The sequence below is a fragment of the Clostridium sp. UBA5119 genome, assembly GCF_002414285.1.
GTDB lineage: Bacteria > Bacillota > Clostridia > Clostridiales > Clostridiaceae > Clostridium_J > Clostridium_J sulfidigenes.
The window spans coordinates 31,469-52,554 of record NZ_DHYX01000103.1 but is presented as its reverse complement, the minus strand read 5'-3'; the positions used below and the strand labels follow the sequence as shown (position 1 = coordinate 52,554).

The following is a 21,086-nucleotide window of genomic DNA, read 5'->3' as shown; positions in this document are numbered from 1 at the left end:
TGAGAATAGATATCCTAGCTAATACTACAGTTAGTACTGTCAGTAGGTTTATCAGTATAACCTTACTATTATCTTCATATATGTCTCTACGCTTTTCTTTTATATATCTCCACTGTAATCCTAATACTCCTGCAACAACTAGAAGTAAAACTAGGTTCATATAAATGCCTGTAGATTTATCATTATCTAGAAGGCCTAAGTCATTTAGAAGCTCAATTTGTGATTCAGTAATAGGTTGACCTTCTGCTATTATAGTTTGATCCTTTTTATAGATTACAGGTGTTACATTTTTAGTTATGTTTTGTCTTGCTTCTTCTGTCTTTTCATGATCTACAAAATAGGTGGCCTTAGTTTGTGAATAACCTATGGCCATAGCTAAATCCTTAACATTTTTAGCATAGCTAGTATTATTAAAGAAGGCGGTTATATATCCTTGTGCTGAAACTATATCCTGAGGTTTATTCTCGTATATAGGGGTAGTATCATATAAATTATTCATACATTTTACTATCTCTTCATTTAGGCTATTTAATCCAGTATCATTTAAGGATAAAAGTAATCCATAGTTTTCAGTAGAAAGATTTTTTATAACACTTTCCTCTTTTAATTTTTTCAGCTTTATCTCATTGATTTTATCCTGTTCTGACTTAATTTTTTCATTATCATCTTCACTAGAAGAATTATAAGGAGGATTTTCAGAATTTATCTTTTTAACTAATTCAAAAAGTTTATTTATATTATCTAAAGCACCCTTTCTTATATTAGCATCATAGGTATAGGTTTCTTGTACGTGTTTTAGCTCTTCTTCAATACTTTTTTGAGTTGCTACCTTATCTTCCACATCTCTTGGTGCTTTAATATCAAATTTAGCTATTTCACCTACTTGAAGGTTATATTTTTTACTTACTACTACAGTGCTTAAAATCAAATAAACTATTAAAGTTGTAATTATAAAAGTAATATAGGGTTTTACTCTTGGAAATCTTATCCTTGATAATCTTTTTTTATGTCCCATATTTACACCTCTTTTTAAGTCTCAGGGGATTCATCTTCCTTTTCTCTTTCTGTTTCTGTAGCTACAACTTGACTTTCTGCTATGTCTTCTTCTACAGTAACTAATACTCTAATTTCATATTCCTTCTCTTGCTTTTTAACTTCTGGAGTTATCTCTAGTATTTTAACTCCTCTATCTAAATTTAATGTAATTTTGTTTTGTAATTCCTTTATTACAGTGTCAGTGTCAGTAGCTTCTTCCACCTCTTCTGTTTCATAATAAGTTTCTTTTATAAAGATGCCCCAGTTTTCTTCTATTTTATCATAAGTTGTATAGTTATTTAATGATTTCTTAATATAAATTTTATTATTGTTTACATTTACTCCATATCGTACCTGCTTATTTCCTGTTCTTCTTTTTGAGGTAATAGATATAGGTACCTTTGTAAATTCTTCATAAAAAGTAGTAGCATATATTTTTCCTTCAGCCTTTACAGAGAACTCCATGCCTTCTTTTCCTTCTTGACCTTTTACAATTAACTCACCTTTATCAACTACTGTGCCAAGTTGTTTCACAGGAGTTCCAGCGCTAGTATATATTCTATTTATAACTCCACTTTTTTTAGCTATTAAATCTCCTGTGTACTCCTTTTCTTTTATCTTTGGTGGTTCTTGCCTCTCTACTATATCTACACTGAGCATAGAACCTTCAATTCTAACTTTAACCCACATTATTTCATCTATATCAGCAACTAACTTTTCTTCAACTTTTAGAACATCTATTGAACCCTTTTTACTTCCAACCATTATTCCATAGCTTTTCAGTATATTTCTAACTTCAAGGGGAGCTAGATATTTATCTGTATTTATATCTACACTCCAGATAAAGCTACTCAAATAGTATAAAATAACGAAAAATGCAGCAATACCTGCAATTAAAAGTTTCCTAGTACTTAATCTAAGATAAAAAAAGTTTATCCCTTTACGATGCAAAATCTTCACTTTTCCCTTTACTTTTTTAACAGCTTCTTTTAAATGAAGATAATCTGATATTGATATTTCTAGTGTTATAGAAAAGGCATTATTTCTTTTTATATTTTTTACACTTACATTTTTATTCCAGAGATAATTGAGAATTTTTTCTCCTTCAAGGGAATCTACTTGAACAGTTATATAGCTTTTATTAAAATTATTAATCTTCTTCATAGTTTTCATACACCATAGATTTAAAATTTCCACTTAAAGTTATGGTGGTACCTCCTACAAAAATAATTTCAAAATCCTCACCTAAAATTTTCAAAGGTCCAATACTTGTATTTATAACTAATTCACTGTCACTAAATTTTATTATCCCTTTATGATTCTCTACTGTTACTTCTTTTCTTGCTATCACTATTATTTTAGGTAAACTAAGGGCTACATCTACTGGTAAGTCTAATCCATAAATGACTTTTTCCTTTACCCTCACTAATTTATCACTCAACTTCATCACCTCTAAATCATAATTTTTACTTACAAAGTTTCTCTTTTAAATTTTATGATTTCTTTTCATGATAAATTACTTAAAATAAAAAGAACTCAGTAAACTGAGTTCTTTATTTATTCAAATATTCTTTTACTATTTGACTAACTACTTTGCCATCTGCTCGACCATTTACCTTAGGTCTAACATCTGCCATAAGTTTTCCCATATCTTTAATGCTACTAGTACCAAGTTTTTCGGCTGACTCCAGAACAATTTTTCGGATTTCTTCTTCCGTTAACTGCTGAGGAAGGTATTGTAATAAGATTTCGATTTCAGCTTTTGTTTGATCAACCAAATCTTGTCTATTTCCTTTATCAAACTCAACCAAAGAATCTCTTCTTTGTTTAACTTCCTTTGCTAAAATTTCAATGACTTTACTATCATCTACTTCTCCTGCCCCTGATTTTTCAACCATTAAAACAGCAGCTTTAGCCATGCTTATTACATTTGCTTTAAACTTATCCCTTTGTTTAATAGCATTTTTCCAGTCGTCCTGTAATGTTTCCCTAATGGATGACATTAATAAACCTTCTTTCAAATTCTACTTAAATTTTCTTTTTCTAGCAGCTTCTGATTTTTTCTTTCTCTTTACGCTTGGTTTTTCGTAATGTTCTCTCTTTCTAACTTCTGAAAGCACACCTGATCTTGCACATTTCTTTTTAAATCTTCTTAATGCATTCTCTAATGATTCATTTTCTCCAACTTTTATCTCTGACATTTATATCCCTCCCTCCGCTAGCTCAATTTAATTTTAATTAAAAGTAGCCAATGCGAGGCCTAAATAGCACATTTTCAATTATACAATTCACATTAACTTATGTCAAGATTTTCATTAGTTTTATTTACATATTTTTAGTCCTTAATTTTAGCCTGGTGGCCATTTTAAATTTCTTCCACCTAACAAATGAAAATGTAAATGTGGAACAGTCTGACCTCCATGGTCTAAGGTGTTAGTTACAACTCTATATCCACTTTTATCTATTCCTAACTTTTTTACTAGTTCTGGTATGATGGCGAAAATATGAGCTATAATGCTACTGTTTTCATAATTTATATCATTAACGCAGCTTATGTGCTCCTTTGGGATTATAAGAATATGCACAGGTGCTTCAGGACTTATGTCATTAAATGCTAATATCTTATCATCTTCATAGACCTTTGTTGAAGGAATTTCACCCTTTGCAATTTTACAAAATAAACAATCTGACATCTTTTCACCTCCATTCTCAGTAGTAAAAACCTACATTTATAGTTTCCTATAATGTATAATATGATATCTCATATCTTATATTATACTCTAAAAATCCATGTTAGTGTATCTATATTNNAAGTTTTGTAGGCACTATTTTGCCCTCTAGGTTTTCATCACTTTCTGTTATTACTTTTATATAGTTCTCTGTATATCCTACATAAGTGTTTTCTTTTCCACTTATAGCTTCCTCATAAAGTACTCTCATTTCTCTTTCTATGAATTTCTCCATGAATTCTACTTCTAAGACATTATTTAGTTCTATTAACTTTTTACTTCTTTCTTCCTTTATAAGACCATCTACTTGGAAAGGCATTTCCGCTGCCTTAGTTCCTGTTCTTTTACTATACTTAAAGATATGCATTTTGCTTAGTTTTATCCCTTTTAAAAACTCATAGGTAGCTTCAAATTCAACATTAGACTCCCCTGGGAAACCTACAATTATATCTGTAGTTATAGACACGTCCTTCATATACTTTCTAAGATTTTCTACTACATCCTTATATTCCTGTGCTGTATACTTTCTATTCATTCTTCTAATAGTTGCATCACAGCCACTTTGAAGGGATAGATGGAAATGTGGACACATCTTTTGTAGGTTACAGATTCTCTCTATTACCCCTTCAGTGAAGAAGGTTGGATCTATAGAACCTATTCTAATTCTTTCTATTCCTTCTATTTTATTTATCTCTTCTAGGATTTTAACTAAATCCCAATTACCTTCTAAATCTACTCCATAGGAAGCAGTGTGAACTCCAGATAAAATTATTTCTTTAAAACCATTTCTACTTAGTTCTTTTACTTCCTTTAATATTTTCTCAGGTTCTTTACTACAAACTCCCCCTCTAGCAAAAGGAATAAGGCAGTATGAACAAAATCTATTACATCCATCCTGTATCTTTAAAAAGGCCCTAGTTTTATCCTGATATTCACTTATAGCTAGCTGTTCAAATTTATTGTTTTTAAGTACATCTTTAACTTCTACTACTTGCTTACTTTCTTCTCTTGCTCTATTAACCCAGTAAACAATGTCTCCTTTATTTCTACTTCCCAATACTACATCTACACCTTCAATTTGTGCTATTTCATCGGAAGCTATTTGTGAATAGCATCCAACTACTGCTATTATAGCCTCTGGATTATGACGTCTTGCTCTTCCTATCATCTGTCTTGACTTTTTATCTCCCATGTTAGTTACTGTACAGGTATTTATAACATACACATCTGAAAATTCATCAAAACTTACAATTTCATATCCCTCTTTTATGAATTTTTCTGCCATGGCTTCTGATTCATAAGAGTTAACCCTACATCCTAGTGTATATAGTGCTACTTTCATTTTAATTTCCTCCTAAGTCACCAAGCTCATACATAATTAAGCTAAGAGCTACAAATCCAGCAGTCTCCGTTCTTAGTATTCTAGGCCCTAAGGTTACTATAAATGCTCCAGCATCCTTTAATGCCTGAATTTCATACTCTTCAAAGCCACCCTCAGGTCCTATGATAATGGCTGCCGTTTCTATATTTTTATCTGATACTTGGTTTTTTACATATTTTATTCCTTGATTTTCTTGATTTTCATAGGGTACTATGACTAAATCAAAGTTCTTTATCTCTTCCTTTAGGTTATTAAAATCTATAGGTTGGTTTATAGTTGGAATTATACTTCTTTTGCTTTGTTTACAAGCTTCTAATGCAATTCTATTCCATCTATCCACCTTTTTAAATTCTGAGGACTCATTGCCCTTAACTACAACTCTCTCTGTAATTATAGGGGTGATTTCACTGACTCCTAGCTCAGTACACTTTTGAGCTATTAAATCCATTTTAGCTGCCTTTGGTAATCCTTGAAAAAGCTGAACTCTTAAAGGACTTTCATTATTTAAAGGAACCTTTTCAATTAGGTTTACTCTTACTTCTTTTTTATTTACCTCTAAAATTTCTCCTATATATTCAACACCCTTGCAGTTATTGATATTTACTTTATCCCCTTCTTTAAGTCTAAGCACCTTATATATATGCTTAACATCATCGCCTTCAATGATGCACAGAGATTCATTTATGCTATTATCTTCCACAAAAAATTTATGCATTTTAATTATACTCCCATCACACAATTTTACTTTTTAGCAATAATACAAATCCATTCTCCATCTTCCATGACTTCTTCAATTATAAAGTCTAGGGCCTTTAACTTGTCAGTTACTTTATCTCTTTGAGTGTTTAAGATACCAGAAGCTATAAAGTATCCCTCATCTTCTATAAAGGCTCTTACACCTTCACTTAAAAACATGATTATATCAGCTAAGATATTAGCTACTACTATATTAGCTTTACCTTCTACTACTTCCATTAAATCTCCATAAAGAATTTCGATGTTATTTACCTTGTTGAACTCTAGATTTTTCTTTGCAGATTCTACAGCTACTGGGTCTAAATCTACTCCTACTACATGTTTTGCTCCTAATTTAGCTGCAGCTATAGATAATATTCCTGAACCAGTACCTATGTCAAATACAGTGGTATCTTTCTTAACTTTCTTCTCTAGTGCTTTTATGCACATTCTTGTAGTTTCGTGGGTTCCTGTTCCAAAGGCCATTCCTGGGTCTAGCTCTACTACAACCTCTCCAGGCTTTTCTTCATAATCTTCCCATGTAGGCTTTACTACAATGTGCTCCCCAACCTTAGTTGGTTTATAGTACTGTTTCCAGTTATTTGCCCAATCATCTTCATTTACCTTATGATAGGTTACTATGCCTTCACCTTTATCAAAGCCAAATTCACCTAATTTATCTACACTTTCCTTTATGTAGTTTAGTGTATTCATAAAGTTTTCACTATCTTTAAAGTACCCTTTAACCATAGCCCCTTCTTCAATAGTTAAAACTGACTCATTTATAAAATCTGCAAAGCCCAAGTTTTCCTTCTTAAATTCCACATCTGCCACATCTTCTATGGAAACTCCTTCTACATCACAGTTATAAAGAAAACCAGCCACAGCTTCTGTAGCCTCACTGCTTGTAAGTACCGTTATTTCAATCCAATCCTGATCCATTTCAACTTCCTCCATATCTATATATAAATTATACTTAAGTTATATGAACAATAGTTAATAAGTTTTAATTAATATTATTGCCCTTAATTTAAAAGATGTCTATGGTATTATAACAAAATTTATTATACACTAAATAATCTTTATTGTGTAATTACATATTTCAAAATAACAAAATAACTCTTCCTTTTCAATAGTGAATCTTTTCTATTGCAAGAAAGAGTTTTGTTTAGCTCTGTATTTTCAACAGAACCTATTATTTTATTGTTCTATAGAGCCTTAGTCAATTAGGTTATCTTTAAATCCAAGACCAAAGGCTTCATCAAAGGAAGAAATCATAGTCATTGCTGTTGGGTCTATGGTACTTACAATTCTACGCAAATTATATACCTGAGATTTACTACAAGCACACATTAACATTTGACGACTCTCTCCTGAAAAAGCACCAGTAACATTCATTATAGTTACTCCTCGTCCAACTTCCTTTCCAATGACATCTGCAATTTCCTTTCCATGATTAGTTATTACCATTGCCATTTTTCCTGCTTCAAAACCAGACATAATCTTATCTATAATTGTAGAACTTGATATAGTCATAATAATTCCTAATAAAACAGCATCAATAGTTCCAAATACTAATCCACCTAGAAGAATAACACAACCATCAATAGCAATTGTAATCTGCCCAATAGATAGGTGAGGTGCTTTTTTTCTTACAGAAAGAATTAAAAAGTCTGTTCCTCCAGTAGATGAATTTCTCATATATATGAGTGCTAGTCCAGCTCCAGATAGTACTCCTGCAAACACAGCTGCAAGTATAGGATTTCCTGAATAAATTGGGATAAGTGGGAACACTGCATCCATAAAGAAGGCTGAAATTACCATGGTTTTTAGAGATTTAACTAAAAACCATTTTCCTAACACTTTATAACTAATTATTATTATTGGTATGTTAAGTAATAAACTACATACACCTATTGGCATTTTAGTAAAAAAGTTTATAATTATTGATAAACCTGAAATTCCACCAGGAGCAAAGTTAGCTGATAATGCAAAGGTATAAATACCAGCAGCATAAAGTATACTACCAATGATGTCATAGAAGGTATCAATGGTAATGTCATAGATCTTTTGTTTTTCAATTTTCATGTTATTGCCTCCAACCTCTTTATTAAAGTTATATCTTATGATTTTGTAGAAAGTAACATAATTTAGACATGAATAAAAGGTTTACATCCACTAAAAAACTTAACTTCTACACCACTAGTAATAAAAGCGCAATAAACCCTAAAATATCATTAAATTCTACAGTAATATTATAAATATTTTGTCTAAAAAAGTCAATTATTAAATTTTTAAAATATTCGTATTGTTATCTCTGTTTCGCTAATGGTTAATTTCACCATTAATATACTTAATTTCAAGACTTTGATTTAAATTGACTCTATTGATAATTACAGTAATAGAATATATAAGCACTAAAAATAGCTAAAGTCCTATACCAACTGTTACAAGACTTTAGCTATATTAAAAATATTTGTAGGTTAATTAATCCTCTTTATTACTTTCCAAATATTCCTTTTTTGTGTTTTTTCTTTTCCGCAGTAGTTTCTGGAGCTTCTCCACTAGCCTCCATAAACATTCTTAGAGCTTCTGCTTGTTTCTCATTAAGAGATTTTGGTACATCTACTATTACCTTAACATAGTGATCTCCTCTACCTGCAGAGTTAACTCTAGGAACCCCTTTAGCTTTTAATCTAAATACAGTTCCAGGTTGAGTTCCTGCTGGAACCTTATAAGTAACATCTCCATCCACTGTTGGAACCTTTATGTCTGTACCAAGAGCAGCCTTCGCAAAGGATATGTGAGTTTCCATGTGGATGTCAAAGCCTTTACGTTTAAATATACTATGAGATGTAACTCTTATATTTATATAAAGATCTCCTGCTGGACCTCCATTTTCTCCTGCTTCACCTTGTCCTCTTAGTGGCATTACATTACCTGTATCAACACCTGCTGGAACATTCACTGTTAAATTTCTAGTTTTTCTTTCTTTCCCAGTTCCTCTACAAGTTGAGCATGATTCCTCTATTATAGTACCTTTACCTCCACAAGCATCACAAGTTGTAGTTGTAGAAATCACTCCTAACGGAGTTCTTCTTTGAATATTTATCTTACCTCTACCACTACACTTAGAGCAAGTTTTAGGAGTAGTACCTTTTTTAGCTCCTGTGCCTCCACAAGTTTCACATTTTTCTCTTCTAGTAACTTTAATTTCCTTCTCACAGCCAAATACAGCCTCTTCAAAGGTTAAGTTTAAATTAAATTCTAAATCTGCACCCTTTCTTGGAGCATTTTTATTAGATGAAGAGGAAAATCCTCCACCAAAGATATCGCTAAAAATATCTCCGAAGCCTCCAAAACCTCCACCGAAATCAAATCCATCAAAACCTTGGGCTCCGTTAAAGTCTGTAGTACCAAATTGATCATATCTCTGTTTCTTCTCTGGATCTGATAAAACTTGATATGCTTCATTTATTTCTTTAAACTTTTCTTCTGCTTCAGCATTTCCTTGATTTCTATCTGGATGATACTTTAAAGCAGCCTTTTTGAAAGCCTTTTTTATCTCATCATCACTGGCACTTTTATCTAAGCCAAGTACTTCATAATAATCTTTATTAGCCATATTTAAAATTCACCACCTATTTTACTTCGAATAATATATTAAGATATATTATGTATAATTGCAACCATGTATTAATGGGAACATTAAAATTTCACATTAAAACTTAACATTAAAATCAGTTTTAAGGGATGAGTGTTTCATCATCCCTTAACTAATTTAATGAATATTATTCTCCATCTACTTTAAAATCTGCATCTACAACATTATCATCATGTGGTGCATCTTGAGCTCCTGCTCCTGCTGCTCCACCCATGTTGTTTGGATCAAAACCTTCTGCTCCTGGCTGTCCGCCTTCAGCTTGGTATACCTTTGAAGATACAGCGTAGAATTCTTGTGTTAACTCTTCTGTAGCTTTTTTAATAGCTTCTATATCTTCTCCGTCTTTAACTGATTTTAATACTTGGATTCTTTGTTCTACCTTAGCTTTATCATCAGCAGAAACTTTATCTCCTAGGTCAGTTAAAGTTTTTTCTGTTTGGTAAACCATTTGATCTGCAGTGTTTTTAACTTCTATAGCTTCTTTTCTCTTCTTATCTTCTTCTGCAAATCTTTCTGCTTCATTTACTGCATTTTGGATTTCATCATCACTTAAGTTAGTTGAAGCTGTGATAGTTATATTAGCTTCTTTTCCAGTTCCTTTATCTTTAGCAGAAACTTTAACTATACCGTTAGCATCTATATCAAAAGTTACTTCAATTTGAGGAATTCCTCTTGGAGCTGCTGCAATTCCAGAAAGAGTGAATCTTCCTAAAGTTTTGTTGTCAGCTGCCATTTGTCTTTCACCTTGAACTACGTGAATTTCAACAGATGTTTGACCGTCTGCTGCAGTTGAGAATACTTGGCTCTTCTTAGTTGGAATTGTTGTATTTCTTTCGATTAATGGAGTAGCAACCCCTCCTAAAGTTTCAATTCCTAATGTTAATGGTGAAACGTCAAGAAGTAATACATCTTTAACATCTCCTGTTAAAACTCCACCTTGAATAGCTGCACCTGCTGCAACACATTCATCTGGGTTAACTCCTTTTGATGGTTCTTTTCCTGTAAAGTTTTTAACTGCTTCTACAACAGCTGGGATTCTTGTAGATCCACCAACTAATACAACCTTGTCAATTTCTCCTATTGAAAGCTCAGCATCTTGAAGAGCTTTTCTCATTGGCTCAATAGTTCTTTGTACTAAATCATGAGTTAACTCATTGAATTTAGCTCTTGTTAGGTTCATATCTATATGTTTTGGACCTGTAGCATCAGCTGTGATAAATGGAAGATTGATGTTTGTTTGAGTAGAAGATGATAATTCTATTTTAGCTTTTTCAGCAGCTTCTTTTAATCTTTGAAGTGCCATTTTATCATTTCTTAAATCAATTCCATTAGAAGCTTTAAAATCTTCAGCTATATAATCCATAACCTTTTGGTCAAAGTCATCTCCACCAAGACGAGTATCTCCATTTGTAGATTTAACTTCGAAGACCCCATCTCCAAGCTCTAAGATAGATACGTCGAAAGTACCACCACCAAGGTCATATACAAATATCTTTTGGTTTGTATCCATTTTGTCAAGACCATAAGCAAGAGATGCAGCTGTTGGCTCGTTTATGATTCTCTTAACATCAAGACCTGCTATTCTTCCTGCGTCTTTAGTTGCTTGTCTTTGGCTATCATTGAAGTATGCTGGAACTGTGATAACAGCTTCTGTAACTGTTTCTCCTAAGTAAGCCTCAGCATCTGCTTTTAATTTTTGAAGTACCATTGCAGATATTTCTTGTGGAGTATATTCTTTTCCATCTATATTTACTTTGTGATTTGTTCCCATTTCTCTTTTAATTGAGATTATAGTTTTATCTGGGTTTGTTATTGATTGTCTTTTTGCTACTTGACCAACAAGTCTTTCACCGTCTTGTAAGAAAGATACTACTGATGGAGTAGTTCTAGCACCTTCTGCATTTGGTATTATAACCGGATCTCCACCTTCCATAACTGATACACAAGAGTTTGTTGTTCCTAAATCAATTCCTATAATTTTTGCCATTGTAATTTCCTCCTATAAATTAATACATTTATTTTCTTTTAATTTACTATATACATTTATTTTTAATTAAAGATTGAAATCTTTATAAATCATAGATTAATTTGCTACTTTAACCATACTATGTCTTAATACTTTATCGCCTTTTTTATAACCCTTTAGGAATACTTCAGCTACTTGATTTTTTCCTAAGTTTTCATCTTCTATATGCATTACTGCATCATGGAAGTTAGGGTCAAATTCTCCATCAGATGAGATTTCTTCAACGCCTAGCTTTTCAAAGGAAGCTGTAAACTGATTTATAGTTAATTCAATACCTTTTTTAAGATCTTCTGCACTACCATCTACTGCAACAGCTCTTTCTAAATTGTCTAATACAGGTAGTATTTCCTTTAATACATCAGCACAAGCCTCTGTATATATATTTTCTTTTTCCTTAGAGGTTCTTTTTCTAAAGTTATCATATTCAGCTACAGTTCTTAATAATTTATCTTTCAAAGAATCATTTTCTTCTTTAAGCTCTTTAATTTCTTCTTTGCGATTTCTGAATTTTTTCATCTCATCTTCCTTATCATCTTCCTCTTTAACCTCTGAGGTTTCTTCACCAGAAGTGCCTTCCTCTTGATTTTGATCTTTTTCAGAAGGATCATTTTCTAAAATTTCATCCGCATTATCTTCCATATCTTTTTTATCTAGCTCTTGGTTTTCTTCCATATTATTTTCCAATGCTCTTTCCTCCAATCTAAATGCTTATCTCATTTACTTTGAATTTTGAATATATATAAACCCATAGTTAATCTGGATCATATATGCTAGAGATCTTGTCGTTTATCTCATTAACCACAGTATCAAGAACAGCTATAACTTTATCATAATGGATTCTTGTAGGTCCTATAACTCCTATGGTACCCATAATACGTCCATTACAACTATAGCTAGCAGTGATTATACTGCACTCCTTAGCACACTCCACAAAGTTTTCTTCTCCTATACTAATAAATAAAGATTCTTTGTTTCCTTTACTAAGAATTTCATTTAGGTTTTCTTCATTATTTACTAACCCTAAAAATGCCTTTGCNNTGTTAAATATATTTGTAGCACCCTTAGTATAGATCTCACCATAATCTCCCAACACCAGTGTTTCATGAAGAACAGGAATTATACAGTCAAATATCTCTTCGTAACCAACTAATTCATTTTTCAAATTAACAAGGAAATCTAGAGTAATTTGTTCTATACTAATCCCTACAAGTAGTCTATTAAGAGCATTATTTACTTTTACTAGCTTATTGTCATCTACTGGATTTGTTACTCTAATAGTATTATTTTTTATATTACCATTGTCTGTTATTATTGTAGATAAAATTATGTGCTTTTCTATCGCTAATAACTTTATATACTTAATACTCGACTTTTTAACAGAAGCAACTTTCACTACAGAAGTTAGTCTAGTTATATTAGAAAGTACATCTATAGCACCCTTAATTATACTATCNNACTTATAGATGTGTCCTTTATCAAGTCATGTCTTATAGTTTCATGCTCTTCTTCTGTAAGTCTGCTAGGGGTCATAAGTCTATCTACATAAAGTCTATAACCCTTATCAGAAGGTCGTCTTCCAGAGGATGAATGGAGTTGTTCTAAAAATCCCATTTCTTCAAGGTCAGCCATTTCATTTCTAATAGTAGCTGAACTTATTCCTAAATCGTATTTTTTAGATATGGTTCTTGAACCTACAGGTTCTCCGTAAGTTATATAATCATTTATTATAGCCTGCAAGATTTTAATCTTTCTTTCATCCATATCCATGTTATCACCTCTTTGTTAGCACTCACTACTCACGAGTGCTAATGACTATATTTAATATATATCACTTATAAAATTCAATGTCAATATGATTCATAAATTATTTACAAAATTAACAGAGTTCTTAGCTTCTTCGAAGCTTAGAAATCGTTATCCAGGGACGTACCAGATCTAACTCCCACTTTGAAAAAGATGGGAGTATGAGCTGGTGGTCATCGGATTAAATCTGACATAACTTGATTACTCAGTTCTATACCTCTTTTAGTAAGGTATAATCTATCTCCCTTTAAATTTAATAAATCTAACTTTACATACTTATCTATAACCTCTTTATATTTTTCAAAAATGGAGATGTTAAACCTTCTTTTAAATTCTTCTATACTTATACCTTCTATTTTTCTTAATCCTAAGAACATGAACTCTTCTATATTATCCTTTAAGGAATTTTCATTACTCTCCACCACTGCAGAGCTTTTATTTTCCATAGACATAATATAGGTTTCTATTTTTTCTTCATTTCTATACCTAATACCATTAACATAGGAATGGGAAGCTGAGCCACAACCAATATAATTTTCTAAATTCCAATATATTTTATTATGCCTGCACTCTAATCCATCCTTTGCAAAATTGGAAATCTCATACTGGTGATATCCTTTTATCTCTAAAAAATTAATGGCTTCAGCATACATGTCCCTTTCCACATCTTCATCAGGTAAAATTAATTTATCCTTTTCATAAAGATTATAAAACTTAGTTCCTTCTTCTATGATTAAACTGTAGCAAGAAATATGCTCTGGGTTTAACTCTACAACCTGACTTAAAGTTTCCTTCCACTGAGCTAAACTTTGATTTGGAAGTCCAAACATTAAATCTACATTTATATTATTGAAACCAAAATTTCTTAACATTTCATAGCTATGTTTAAAGTCCTCAAGGGAATGGATTCGTCCCAGCGAAGTAAGGTGACACTGTTGCACTGCTTGAAGTCCCATAGAAATTCTATTTACACCCATAGCCTTAAAAATTTTTAGTTGCTCCTCATTAAAGGTCCTAGGATTTCCCTCTATGGTAAACTCAAAACCTTCTTCTATCCTATTTAATCCCCCTAAAAATTTTTCTATAATTTTCCACCCATCAATGCACAAATAGGTGGGAGTTCCCCCACCTATAAATATGGTGCTTATAATTTTATCTTGGCAAGAAACTTTAATTTCCTCACTCAATGCCTTAGCATAATCCATCATTAAATTTTCTTTACCACTATAGGAAGGAAAATCACAGTAATGACATTTCATCTTACAAAAGGGTATATGAATATATAATCCCACTGTATCCATTTTTCTTCTCCTTTAATATCCACTATCTTTATATACACTATATAATATGGTTATATTATTTAGTGTAACTTATATTTACTTTATTAACTTCTGAAAATTCTTCGTAATGCCAAAAGGTAATCACCGTAGAAACAATCATAAATTTCTAAAATGAAATTTAGTTTCCTAGGGATTAACCTTGGCATGGAGAAGAATTTTCATAACATTAATAAATTAATTAATTATAAGTACTACTATCTAGTCAACTTTAAGTACTGCCATGAATGCTTCTTGTGGAACTTCAACGCTTCCTACTTGTCTCATTCGTTTCTTACCTTCTTTTTGTTTTTCAAGAAGTTTCTTCTTTCTTGAGATATCTCCACCATAACACTTAGCAAGTACGTCTTTTCTCATAGCTTTTACAGTTTCTCTAGCTATTATTTTAGCTCCTATGGCTGCTTGAATTGGAATTTCAAACATTTGTCTTGGAATAATCTCCTTAAGCTTTTCTACCATGGATCTTCCTCTGTGGTAAGCTCTATCTGCTGGTACTATCATAGATAGTGCATCCACTACATCTCCATTAAGAAGTATATCAAGCTTAACAAGTTGAGTTCTCTTATATCCTTTAAGTTCATAGTCAAAGGATGCATATCCTCTTGTTCTAGATTTTAAAGCATCAAAGAAATCATAGACTATTTCATTAAGTGGAATATCATAGTTAATTACAACTCTAGTTTCTTCGATATACTGCATATCTATGAATGTTCCTCTCTTCTCTTGGCATAACTCCATAATTGCTCCTACATAATCTGAAGGTGATATTATTGAAGCCTTAACCTCTGGCTCTTCCATATACGATATTTCACTTGGCTCTGGTAAGTTAGTTGGGTTTGTAATCTCTATAATTTCCCCATCAGTTTTAGCTACTTTGTAAACAACAGAAGGTGCAGTGGTAATTATATCTAGATTAAACTCTCTCTCTATTCTCTCTTGAATTATCTCCATGTGAAGCAATCCTAAAAATCCACATCTAAATCCAAAACCCAAAGCTATAGATGTCTCTGGTTCAAAGGATAAAGCCGCATCGTTAAGCTGTAGCTTTTCAAGAGCTTCCTTTAAGGTTTCATATTTAGCTCCATCTACAGGGTATATACCACTAAATACCATAGGTATAGCTGGTCTATATCCTTCTAAAGGTTGAGCTGCTGGTCTTCCTGCTTCTGTGATGGTATCTCCAGCTCTAGCATCTTTTACATTTCTAATAGCTGCACTTAAATATCCAACGTCTCCAGCTCTAAGTTCATCCACCTTTAATGGACCTGGAGTAAATACTCCTACCTCAGTTACATCATAGACTTTATTGGTGTTCATTAATTTAATTTTAGTTCCTGGCTTTACTACCCCATCAAATATTCTGATATAGGTTACTACACCTTTATATGAGTCATAGTAAGAGTCAAAGATTAACGCCTTAAGAGGAGCTTCTTCATCCCCTTCTGGTGCTGGCACTTTATCGATAACAGTTTTAATTACATCCTCTATATTTAACCCTGTTTTAGCAGATATTAATGGTGCATCATCTGCTGGAATTCCAATAACATCTTCAATTTCTTGCTTAACCTCATCAGGTCTTGCACTTTGAAGATCTATTTTGTTTATAACTGGAGCAATTTCAAGATCATGATCTAGGGCTAAATAACAGTTTGCAAGGGTCTGTGCTTGTATACCTTGAGTTGCATCCACAACTAATACAGCTCCTTCACAAGCTGCTAAACTTCTTGAAACCTCATAGTTAAAGTCTACGTGACCTGGAGTATCTATTAGATTTAAAATATACTCTTCGCCCTCTTCTGTTCTATGTATAAGTCTTGCTGCTTGAGCCTTGATTGTAATTCCTCTTTCTCTTTCTAATTCCATATTATCTAGTACTTGGGCTTCCATTTCCCTAGCTGTTAAAGTACCTGTTTTTTCAAGTAATCTATCTGCTAAAGTAGACTTGCCGTGGTCTATATGTGCTACTATTGAAAAATTTCTTATGTTTTTTTGTCTGTTAGTCTGCATCTACTCAAATACCCCCGTAAATTTATATTAACTCTTTATTAAAGTCACTCTTTTTAATCTAATTATCAACTATACTCAATTAGATAATAAACCAAAGTAAACAGAGTTCTTAGCTTCTTCGAAGCTTAGAAATCGTTATCCAGGGACGTTAACCGCTCTTTATTCCCGCTTTGAAGAAGATGGGAATATTAGAGAGGTCGTCATCGGATAAATTATACCATAAAATAAAGGTTCGTTGTCAATATACTTTATAATGTTAACTTTTTAAGTTTCATGGGATGGCAATATTAGTTCCTTAATAGTATCTCCTACAACCTTAGTACCTTTAACAAAATTCTTAAATGGCTTGCCATTAAGGACTATATTAAATTCTCCTATCTTTATATTAACCTTTGAGTCCCTCTCATTAGAGCTTACATAAAACCTAGAGTTTTGTCTCACCACCTGAGGTAAATTCATATTTACCACTAAAATTCCATATATCATAAATCCCACTGAAATTATTATTAAAAATTTACATATTCCTGTCCTTAGTGTCTTACTATTCATCTTATCTTTTCTCCTTTGCCTATTATGGATTCTCAAAATAAAAAAGTACCTCACATTTAATGATGTACTTTTTCTTATATTTTTATTCTCTCTTACTTAGAATTTAAATGTTGTGCAAAAACTATACTCATATATTTCATTGAGTTTTTAGCTTCTTGTAATTTGTTGGTATCTGCTCCAACCTCCATGAGTATAGCATTATCACTTAAATCTTGGTTATAAAATAAAATACCGCCATGGTCATAGGCTATAATACTCCTGTCTCTATACAACCCAGGATAAAGCTTATTTGCTATAGCAACTATGGATTTAACATTTTCTATATGCTTAGGATATTTAGGGTCCTGCATAGTTGTTACTAAAGTAAGCTTTGCAACATCCTCTCCCTTTATGTTTCCAGTAACATCTTCTTTTCTAGGACCACCATCTCTATGAAGATCTATTATTAAATCAAACTCTCCATAACTACTTATATTTTTACCTATGGTTTCTCTAGAAGCATGATAAGCTCTATTATAATCAGCCTTATCATGTATTGTTTTGTCATGGACAACTGTAAAGCCTAATTTTTCTAGTTCAGAAGTAAGAGCATCCCCAACTCCTGCTACAGTGGTAGGTAATCCCCTATTTCCTTCTGCATAAGCTTCATTAGTGTGAGTATGATATATCAATATCTTCTTTTTAGAATTATCTTTGGGATCACCAACTACATCTACCCCTTCTTGAAATTTATTTATGTCCGTATCTTTTAGTTCGAAGGGATTTATTGTGATTTTCTGTACTACCTTAGCATGTTCCTTCACATTTTCTAGAGCAGTTTTATCCCTTAAATTTTCTTCGTCTAAAAAGCTTATCTCCTTCCTAACTATATCCAAAGGATTCAAGGTAAAATTACCTATAAATTTTGTATCATCCTTATTTACTGCTGGCTTTAAAGCAGTGACACTTTGCCCTATGAGCTTCATAAAAAAATTAGTTCTATTGATACTTTCTAAATTATCATCATCTAAGGCTTGAGTTGACCTAGATAAACCTATAGATATTACCATGACTACTGCTATTATAGCAAGGATAGCTCTAGAACAATACTTTCCAGCATTTGTCTTACTTTTGTTATTCACCGTATCCCCCCCTGTTTGAGTTATACATAGGTATAATTAATTACTCTAATAATTTATATGAGGGGGTAATAAATTTTATTACCTTAGTTTAAATAGGTATTTATATCATCTAATGTTAAAGCCGGTTGAAGGGCTATGTTGATGCCATTGGCAATTATTTTAGATACACTATCTATGACTTTATCAATATCTTTAGGAGTTACTACCATGCCCCCTAATTCTGGGTCTAAAACCTCTCTAATCAATGTCTGTCTTTCATCTCTGTCAACTTCCTTAAGCATGCTATAAAATGCCCCTCCCTTAGTTGAAGACTTGATTAAACTTTCTAAAACTAAGTCTATGGTGTCATTAGCTATAGTTCCTGCATCTACTACTGTAGGGACTCCTATGGCTATTACAGGGACTCCTAAGGTCTTCTCACTGAGTTCTAATCTTCTATTTCCCACTCCTGCTCCTGGAGATATCCCTGTATTACCTAGCTGTATAGTTCTATTTACCCTCTGTGTTTTCCTAGAAGCAAGAGCATCTATGCAAATTATTACACTAGGTTTTACTTTATCTACTATACCCTTTATAATTTCGCTGGTTTCCATACCTGTAAGTCCTAAGACACCAGGTGATATAGCACACACTGGTCTTACCCCCTCATCAATGCTATCTGGCACATATTCTTTTAAGTGTCTACTTATCATTATCTTTGACACTACCTTTGGTCCTACAGCATCAGCGGTAATATTCCAGTTACCTAAACCTACCACTAAAGCTACCATATCTTCATTTAGATTTATCAGCTTTGATAATTCCTTGGCCATGACTTCACTTACATCTATTATTCTCTCACCATCATAGTATACGAATTCTGGAAACTCTAAGGTGATATATTCACCAACAGGTTTTCCTATGTTTTTAGCTCCTTCTTCATCTAATATTTTTACAGCAGTAACTCTAACGTTATTATCTATGTATTCCTCTGATTTTACTCCTGATAATTTTCCAGGATTATTTTCACTATAAATCTCTTTAGCTTCTAACGCTAAATCTGTCCTTACACTGTAAACTACCTCTTCTTTATCCTTAGACTTGCTTTCCTTCATCATAATCATTACACCTCATTTATGGTATTTTTCATATTATTCCTATATACATTAGTATGTATATTTATCTTTTCCCAAAGTTTCTTTCATATACTAATATATTAAAGGTAAATTCTACTTGAAGTACGCAAAATTTAATGTTATAATAGCTTTTGTTATATGAAACTCGTAAGCAGACTTCCCCAAAGCTGCCGCTGAGAGATTGATAAAAATACAAGGGGGTGAATTAATAATGGCAAACATTAAGTCAGCTAAAAAAAGAATCAAAGTTACTCAAGTTAAGACTATGAGAAACACTATGATAAAGTCTTCTTTAAAGACAACTATAAAGAAATTTGAAGCTGTTCTAGCTAGCAATGACGTTGCTGCTGCTCAAGAAAGCTTTAAAACTGTAGTTAAAGCCCTTGATATGGCTGCTTCTAAAGGCATAATACATAAGAATAAAGCAGCTAAGAAAAAATCTAGATTAGCAGCTAAGTTAAATGGATTATCTGCTTAATAAATAAACCGGTGTATTCACCGGTTATTTATTTTTTTGCATATATTAAATTTTAACCTTTTTATTTATTCATCATGGTCTTTACCATAAGCATTTCAATGGAATTCTTTTGATCTACAGATTTACTTTTTATTTCACTTTCCGTTTCAATGCAATTTTCTATATTTTTCTTTAGAGCTTCCTGAGAAAACTTTTTGCTTTGAACTATCATCTTATCTGCAATATAGGGATTTAGGTTATATTCCTTTACTATGTCTTCTTTTCTAATCCCTTTTCCAATCTTTATTCTTATAGCAAATAAAAGCTTAAATTGACGCTCTATCATAGATAAAATTTTAGGTGGTTTTTCACCCCTATATATCAATTGATTTAAAGTATCTATGGCTGCCTTTATATTTCTTTCTGAAAGATAGGATACTAAATTAAATATATCATTCTCCTTTTCATAGGGACACATCTTTATTATATCTTCTCTAGTTATCTCCCTTCCTTCAGTATATAAAATAAGCTTCTCTATCTCGTTATCTACTATGTTCATGTTATTTTCTATGATAGAGCAAAAATATCCAACTTCACTTTTTCCTATGGACTTTCCCTTTTCTTCAAACATGGCTTTTACTTTACTTTGAAGACCCATGCCCTTTAGTTTATCAACTTTTACAACCTCACATACATTTTGAAGCTTCTTAACTTTATTACTAAGCTTTTCTCTATCATCTTCAAAGACATAGTACATAATTAAAAAGGTATAATGAGGAATATCCTTAAGATAGTTTCTAAGGCTATCTATATCTTCTCCCTTATCTCTTAAAAAGTTAGCTCTAAAGATTTCTACCATTCTATATTCACTCATAAAGGGAATAGTTTCGCAATTATTTATTAAAGCATCTACATCTAGTTTATCGCCAGAAATTCTTGTATAGTTAAAATCAGCAAAACTTTCATCTATCTTTAAATTTTTTATTTTTTTTATAGCTGTCTTTATAAGTCCTTCATCAGAACCACAAAGTATATAACAATTTTTTAGTTTATTTTCTTTTATGTGTTTTTCAAGTTGTTCTAAGGTTATCAAGAAAAATTCCTCCACTCTTTAATTCAGTATAATA

Annotated in this window: 19 protein-coding genes and 2 pseudogenes; 1 reads left to right on the top strand and 20 read right to left on the bottom strand. The window is 32.0% G+C overall.

Annotated elements, in window-relative coordinates; genetic code table 11:
- The 19 genes and pseudogenes from B2671_RS16055 to gpr form a co-directional block, all read right to left on the bottom strand.
- Window positions 1-1,015: pseudogene (locus B2671_RS16055) on the bottom strand (phosphohydrolase); the annotation flags it as partial.
- A 14-nt stretch (window positions 1,016-1,029) separates the two neighbouring features.
- Entirely contained in the window at window positions 1,030-2,199 is a 1,170-nt protein-coding gene (gene yqfD / locus B2671_RS16050) for a sporulation protein YqfD (RefSeq protein WP_346871307.1), read from the bottom strand.
- Window positions 2,186-2,476, bottom strand: a complete 291-nt coding sequence (gene yqfC / locus B2671_RS16045) for a sporulation protein YqfC (RefSeq protein ID WP_346871306.1) — start codon at window positions 2,474-2,476, stop codon at window positions 2,186-2,188. Before yqfC ends, yqfD begins: the two co-directional genes overlap by 14 nt.
- A 112-nt stretch (window positions 2,477-2,588) precedes the next feature.
- A complete protein-coding gene (locus tag B2671_RS16040; RefSeq protein ID WP_346871305.1) occupies window positions 2,589-3,038 on the bottom strand; it encodes a GatB/YqeY domain-containing protein in 450 nt (149 codons plus the stop codon).
- Between the two features lie 21 nt (window positions 3,039-3,059).
- Window positions 3,060-3,236 carry a 30S ribosomal protein S21 gene (gene rpsU / locus B2671_RS16035; RefSeq protein WP_035128888.1) on the bottom strand — a complete coding sequence of 59 codons (177 nt, stop codon included), beginning with the start codon at window positions 3,234-3,236 and terminating at the stop codon, window positions 3,060-3,062.
- A gap of 147 nt (window positions 3,237-3,383) precedes the next feature.
- Window positions 3,384-3,728 carry a histidine triad nucleotide-binding protein gene (locus B2671_RS16030; protein WP_346871304.1) on the bottom strand — a complete coding sequence of 115 codons (345 nt, stop codon included), beginning with the start codon at window positions 3,726-3,728 and terminating at the stop codon, window positions 3,384-3,386.
- 109 nt (window positions 3,729-3,837) lie between these two features.
- Complete coding sequence (gene mtaB, locus B2671_RS16025; protein WP_346871303.1) at window positions 3,838-5,106, bottom strand: tRNA (N(6)-L-threonylcarbamoyladenosine(37)-C(2))-methylthiotransferase MtaB; 1,269 nt, start codon at window positions 5,104-5,106, stop codon at window positions 3,838-3,840.
- A gap of 1 nt (window position 5,107) precedes the next feature.
- Window positions 5,108-5,860 carry a 16S rRNA (uracil(1498)-N(3))-methyltransferase gene (locus tag B2671_RS16020; RefSeq protein WP_346871302.1) on the bottom strand — a complete coding sequence of 251 codons (753 nt, stop codon included), beginning with the start codon at window positions 5,858-5,860 and terminating at the stop codon, window positions 5,108-5,110.
- Between the two features lie 26 nt (window positions 5,861-5,886).
- Window positions 5,887-6,822 (bottom strand): 50S ribosomal protein L11 methyltransferase, encoded by a 936-nt coding sequence (gene prmA / locus B2671_RS16015; protein ID WP_346871301.1) that lies wholly within the window; start codon window positions 6,820-6,822, stop codon window positions 5,887-5,889.
- A 276-nt stretch (window positions 6,823-7,098) separates the two neighbouring features.
- Complete coding sequence (locus B2671_RS16010) at window positions 7,099-7,968, bottom strand: YitT family protein (RefSeq protein ID WP_346871300.1); 870 nt, start codon at window positions 7,966-7,968, stop codon at window positions 7,099-7,101.
- 412 nt (window positions 7,969-8,380) lie between these two features.
- On the bottom strand, window positions 8,381-9,505 hold the full coding sequence (gene dnaJ / locus B2671_RS16005) for a molecular chaperone DnaJ (protein WP_346871299.1): 1,125 nt from the start codon (window positions 9,503-9,505) through the stop codon (window positions 8,381-8,383).
- Between the two features lie 166 nt (window positions 9,506-9,671).
- Window positions 9,672-11,531 carry a molecular chaperone DnaK gene (gene dnaK, locus B2671_RS16000; protein ID WP_346871298.1) on the bottom strand — a complete coding sequence of 620 codons (1,860 nt, stop codon included), beginning with the start codon at window positions 11,529-11,531 and terminating at the stop codon, window positions 9,672-9,674.
- Window positions 11,532-11,627: 96 nt separating this feature from the next.
- Window positions 11,628-12,254 (bottom strand): nucleotide exchange factor GrpE, encoded by a 627-nt coding sequence (grpE, locus tag B2671_RS15995; RefSeq protein ID WP_346871297.1) that lies wholly within the window; start codon window positions 12,252-12,254, stop codon window positions 11,628-11,630.
- A 67-nt stretch (window positions 12,255-12,321) separates the two neighbouring features.
- Window positions 12,322-13,337, bottom strand: a pseudogene (gene hrcA / locus B2671_RS15990) (heat-inducible transcriptional repressor HrcA).
- A gap of 209 nt (window positions 13,338-13,546) precedes the next feature.
- Window positions 13,547-14,674, bottom strand: a complete 1,128-nt coding sequence (gene hemW / locus B2671_RS15985; protein ID WP_346871296.1) for a radical SAM family heme chaperone HemW — start codon at window positions 14,672-14,674, stop codon at window positions 13,547-13,549.
- Window positions 14,675-14,911: 237 nt separating this feature from the next.
- Window positions 14,912-16,717: a translation elongation factor 4 gene (gene lepA, locus B2671_RS15980; RefSeq protein WP_346871295.1), complete on the bottom strand. Its 1,806-nt coding sequence runs from the start codon at window positions 16,715-16,717 to the stop codon at window positions 14,912-14,914.
- A gap of 264 nt (window positions 16,718-16,981) precedes the next feature.
- Entirely contained in the window at window positions 16,982-17,266 is a 285-nt protein-coding gene (locus B2671_RS15975) for a hypothetical protein (RefSeq protein WP_346871294.1), read from the bottom strand.
- Between the two features lie 92 nt (window positions 17,267-17,358).
- Entirely contained in the window at window positions 17,359-18,387 is a 1,029-nt protein-coding gene (locus tag B2671_RS15970) for a stage II sporulation protein P (protein ID WP_346871293.1), read from the bottom strand.
- Window positions 18,388-18,470: 83 nt separating this feature from the next.
- Window positions 18,471-19,484 carry a GPR endopeptidase gene (gene gpr / locus B2671_RS15965; RefSeq protein ID WP_346871292.1) on the bottom strand — a complete coding sequence of 338 codons (1,014 nt, stop codon included), beginning with the start codon at window positions 19,482-19,484 and terminating at the stop codon, window positions 18,471-18,473.
- 229 nt (window positions 19,485-19,713) lie between these two features.
- On the opposite strand from gpr, the gene rpsT reads away from it, so the two are divergent.
- Entirely contained in the window at window positions 19,714-19,980 is a 267-nt protein-coding gene (gene rpsT / locus B2671_RS15960; protein ID WP_150844380.1) for a 30S ribosomal protein S20, read from the top strand.
- Window positions 19,981-20,041: 61 nt separating this feature from the next.
- On the opposite strand, the gene holA is transcribed toward rpsT, so the two are convergent.
- The gene (gene holA, locus B2671_RS15955; RefSeq protein ID WP_346871291.1) at window positions 20,042-21,052 is read right to left on the bottom strand and encodes a DNA polymerase III subunit delta; all 1,011 of its coding nucleotides are present in this window, start codon (window positions 21,050-21,052) and stop codon (window positions 20,042-20,044) included.
- Between the last annotated feature and the right edge of the window lie 34 nt (window positions 21,053-21,086).

What these genes read in the sequence shown, in the direction of transcription:
- yqfD (WP_346871307.1), bottom strand. Translation starts at nt 2,199, where the DNA reads ATGAAGAAGATTAATAATTTTAATAAAAGCTATATAACTGTTCAAGTA.
- B2671_RS16040 (WP_346871305.1), bottom strand. Translation starts at nt 3,038, where the DNA reads ATGTCATCCATTAGGGAAACATTACAGGACGACTGGAAAAATGCTATT.
- rpsU (WP_035128888.1), bottom strand. Translation starts at nt 3,236, where the DNA reads ATGTCAGAGATAAAAGTTGGAGAAAATGAATCATTAGAGAATGCATTA.
- B2671_RS16030 (WP_346871304.1), bottom strand. Translation starts at nt 3,728, where the DNA reads ATGTCAGATTGTTTATTTTGTAAAATTGCAAAGGGTGAAATTCCTTCA.
- B2671_RS16020 (WP_346871302.1), bottom strand. Translation starts at nt 5,860, where the DNA reads ATGCATAAATTTTTTGTGGAAGATAATAGCATAAATGAATCTCTGTGC.
- prmA (WP_346871301.1), bottom strand. Translation starts at nt 6,822, where the DNA reads ATGGATCAGGATTGGATTGAAATAACGGTACTTACAAGCAGTGAGGCT.
- B2671_RS16010 (WP_346871300.1), bottom strand. Translation starts at nt 7,968, where the DNA reads ATGAAAATTGAAAAACAAAAGATCTATGACATTACCATTGATACCTTC.
- dnaJ (WP_346871299.1), bottom strand. Translation starts at nt 9,505, where the DNA reads ATGGCTAATAAAGATTATTATGAAGTACTTGGCTTAGATAAAAGTGCC.
- dnaK (WP_346871298.1), bottom strand. Translation starts at nt 11,531, where the DNA reads ATGGCAAAAATTATAGGAATTGATTTAGGAACAACAAACTCTTGTGTA.
- hemW (WP_346871296.1), bottom strand. Translation starts at nt 14,674, where the DNA reads ATGGATACAGTGGGATTATATATTCATATACCCTTTTGTAAGATGAAA.
- lepA (WP_346871295.1), bottom strand. Translation starts at nt 16,717, where the DNA reads ATGCAGACTAACAGACAAAAAAACATAAGAAATTTTTCAATAGTAGCA.
- B2671_RS15975 (WP_346871294.1), bottom strand. Translation starts at nt 17,266, where the DNA reads ATGAATAGTAAGACACTAAGGACAGGAATATGTAAATTTTTAATAATA.
- gpr (WP_346871292.1), bottom strand. Translation starts at nt 19,484, where the DNA reads ATGATGAAGGAAAGCAAGTCTAAGGATAAAGAAGAGGTAGTTTACAGT.
- rpsT (WP_150844380.1), top strand. Translation starts at nt 19,714, where the DNA reads ATGGCAAACATTAAGTCAGCTAAAAAAAGAATCAAAGTTACTCAAGTT.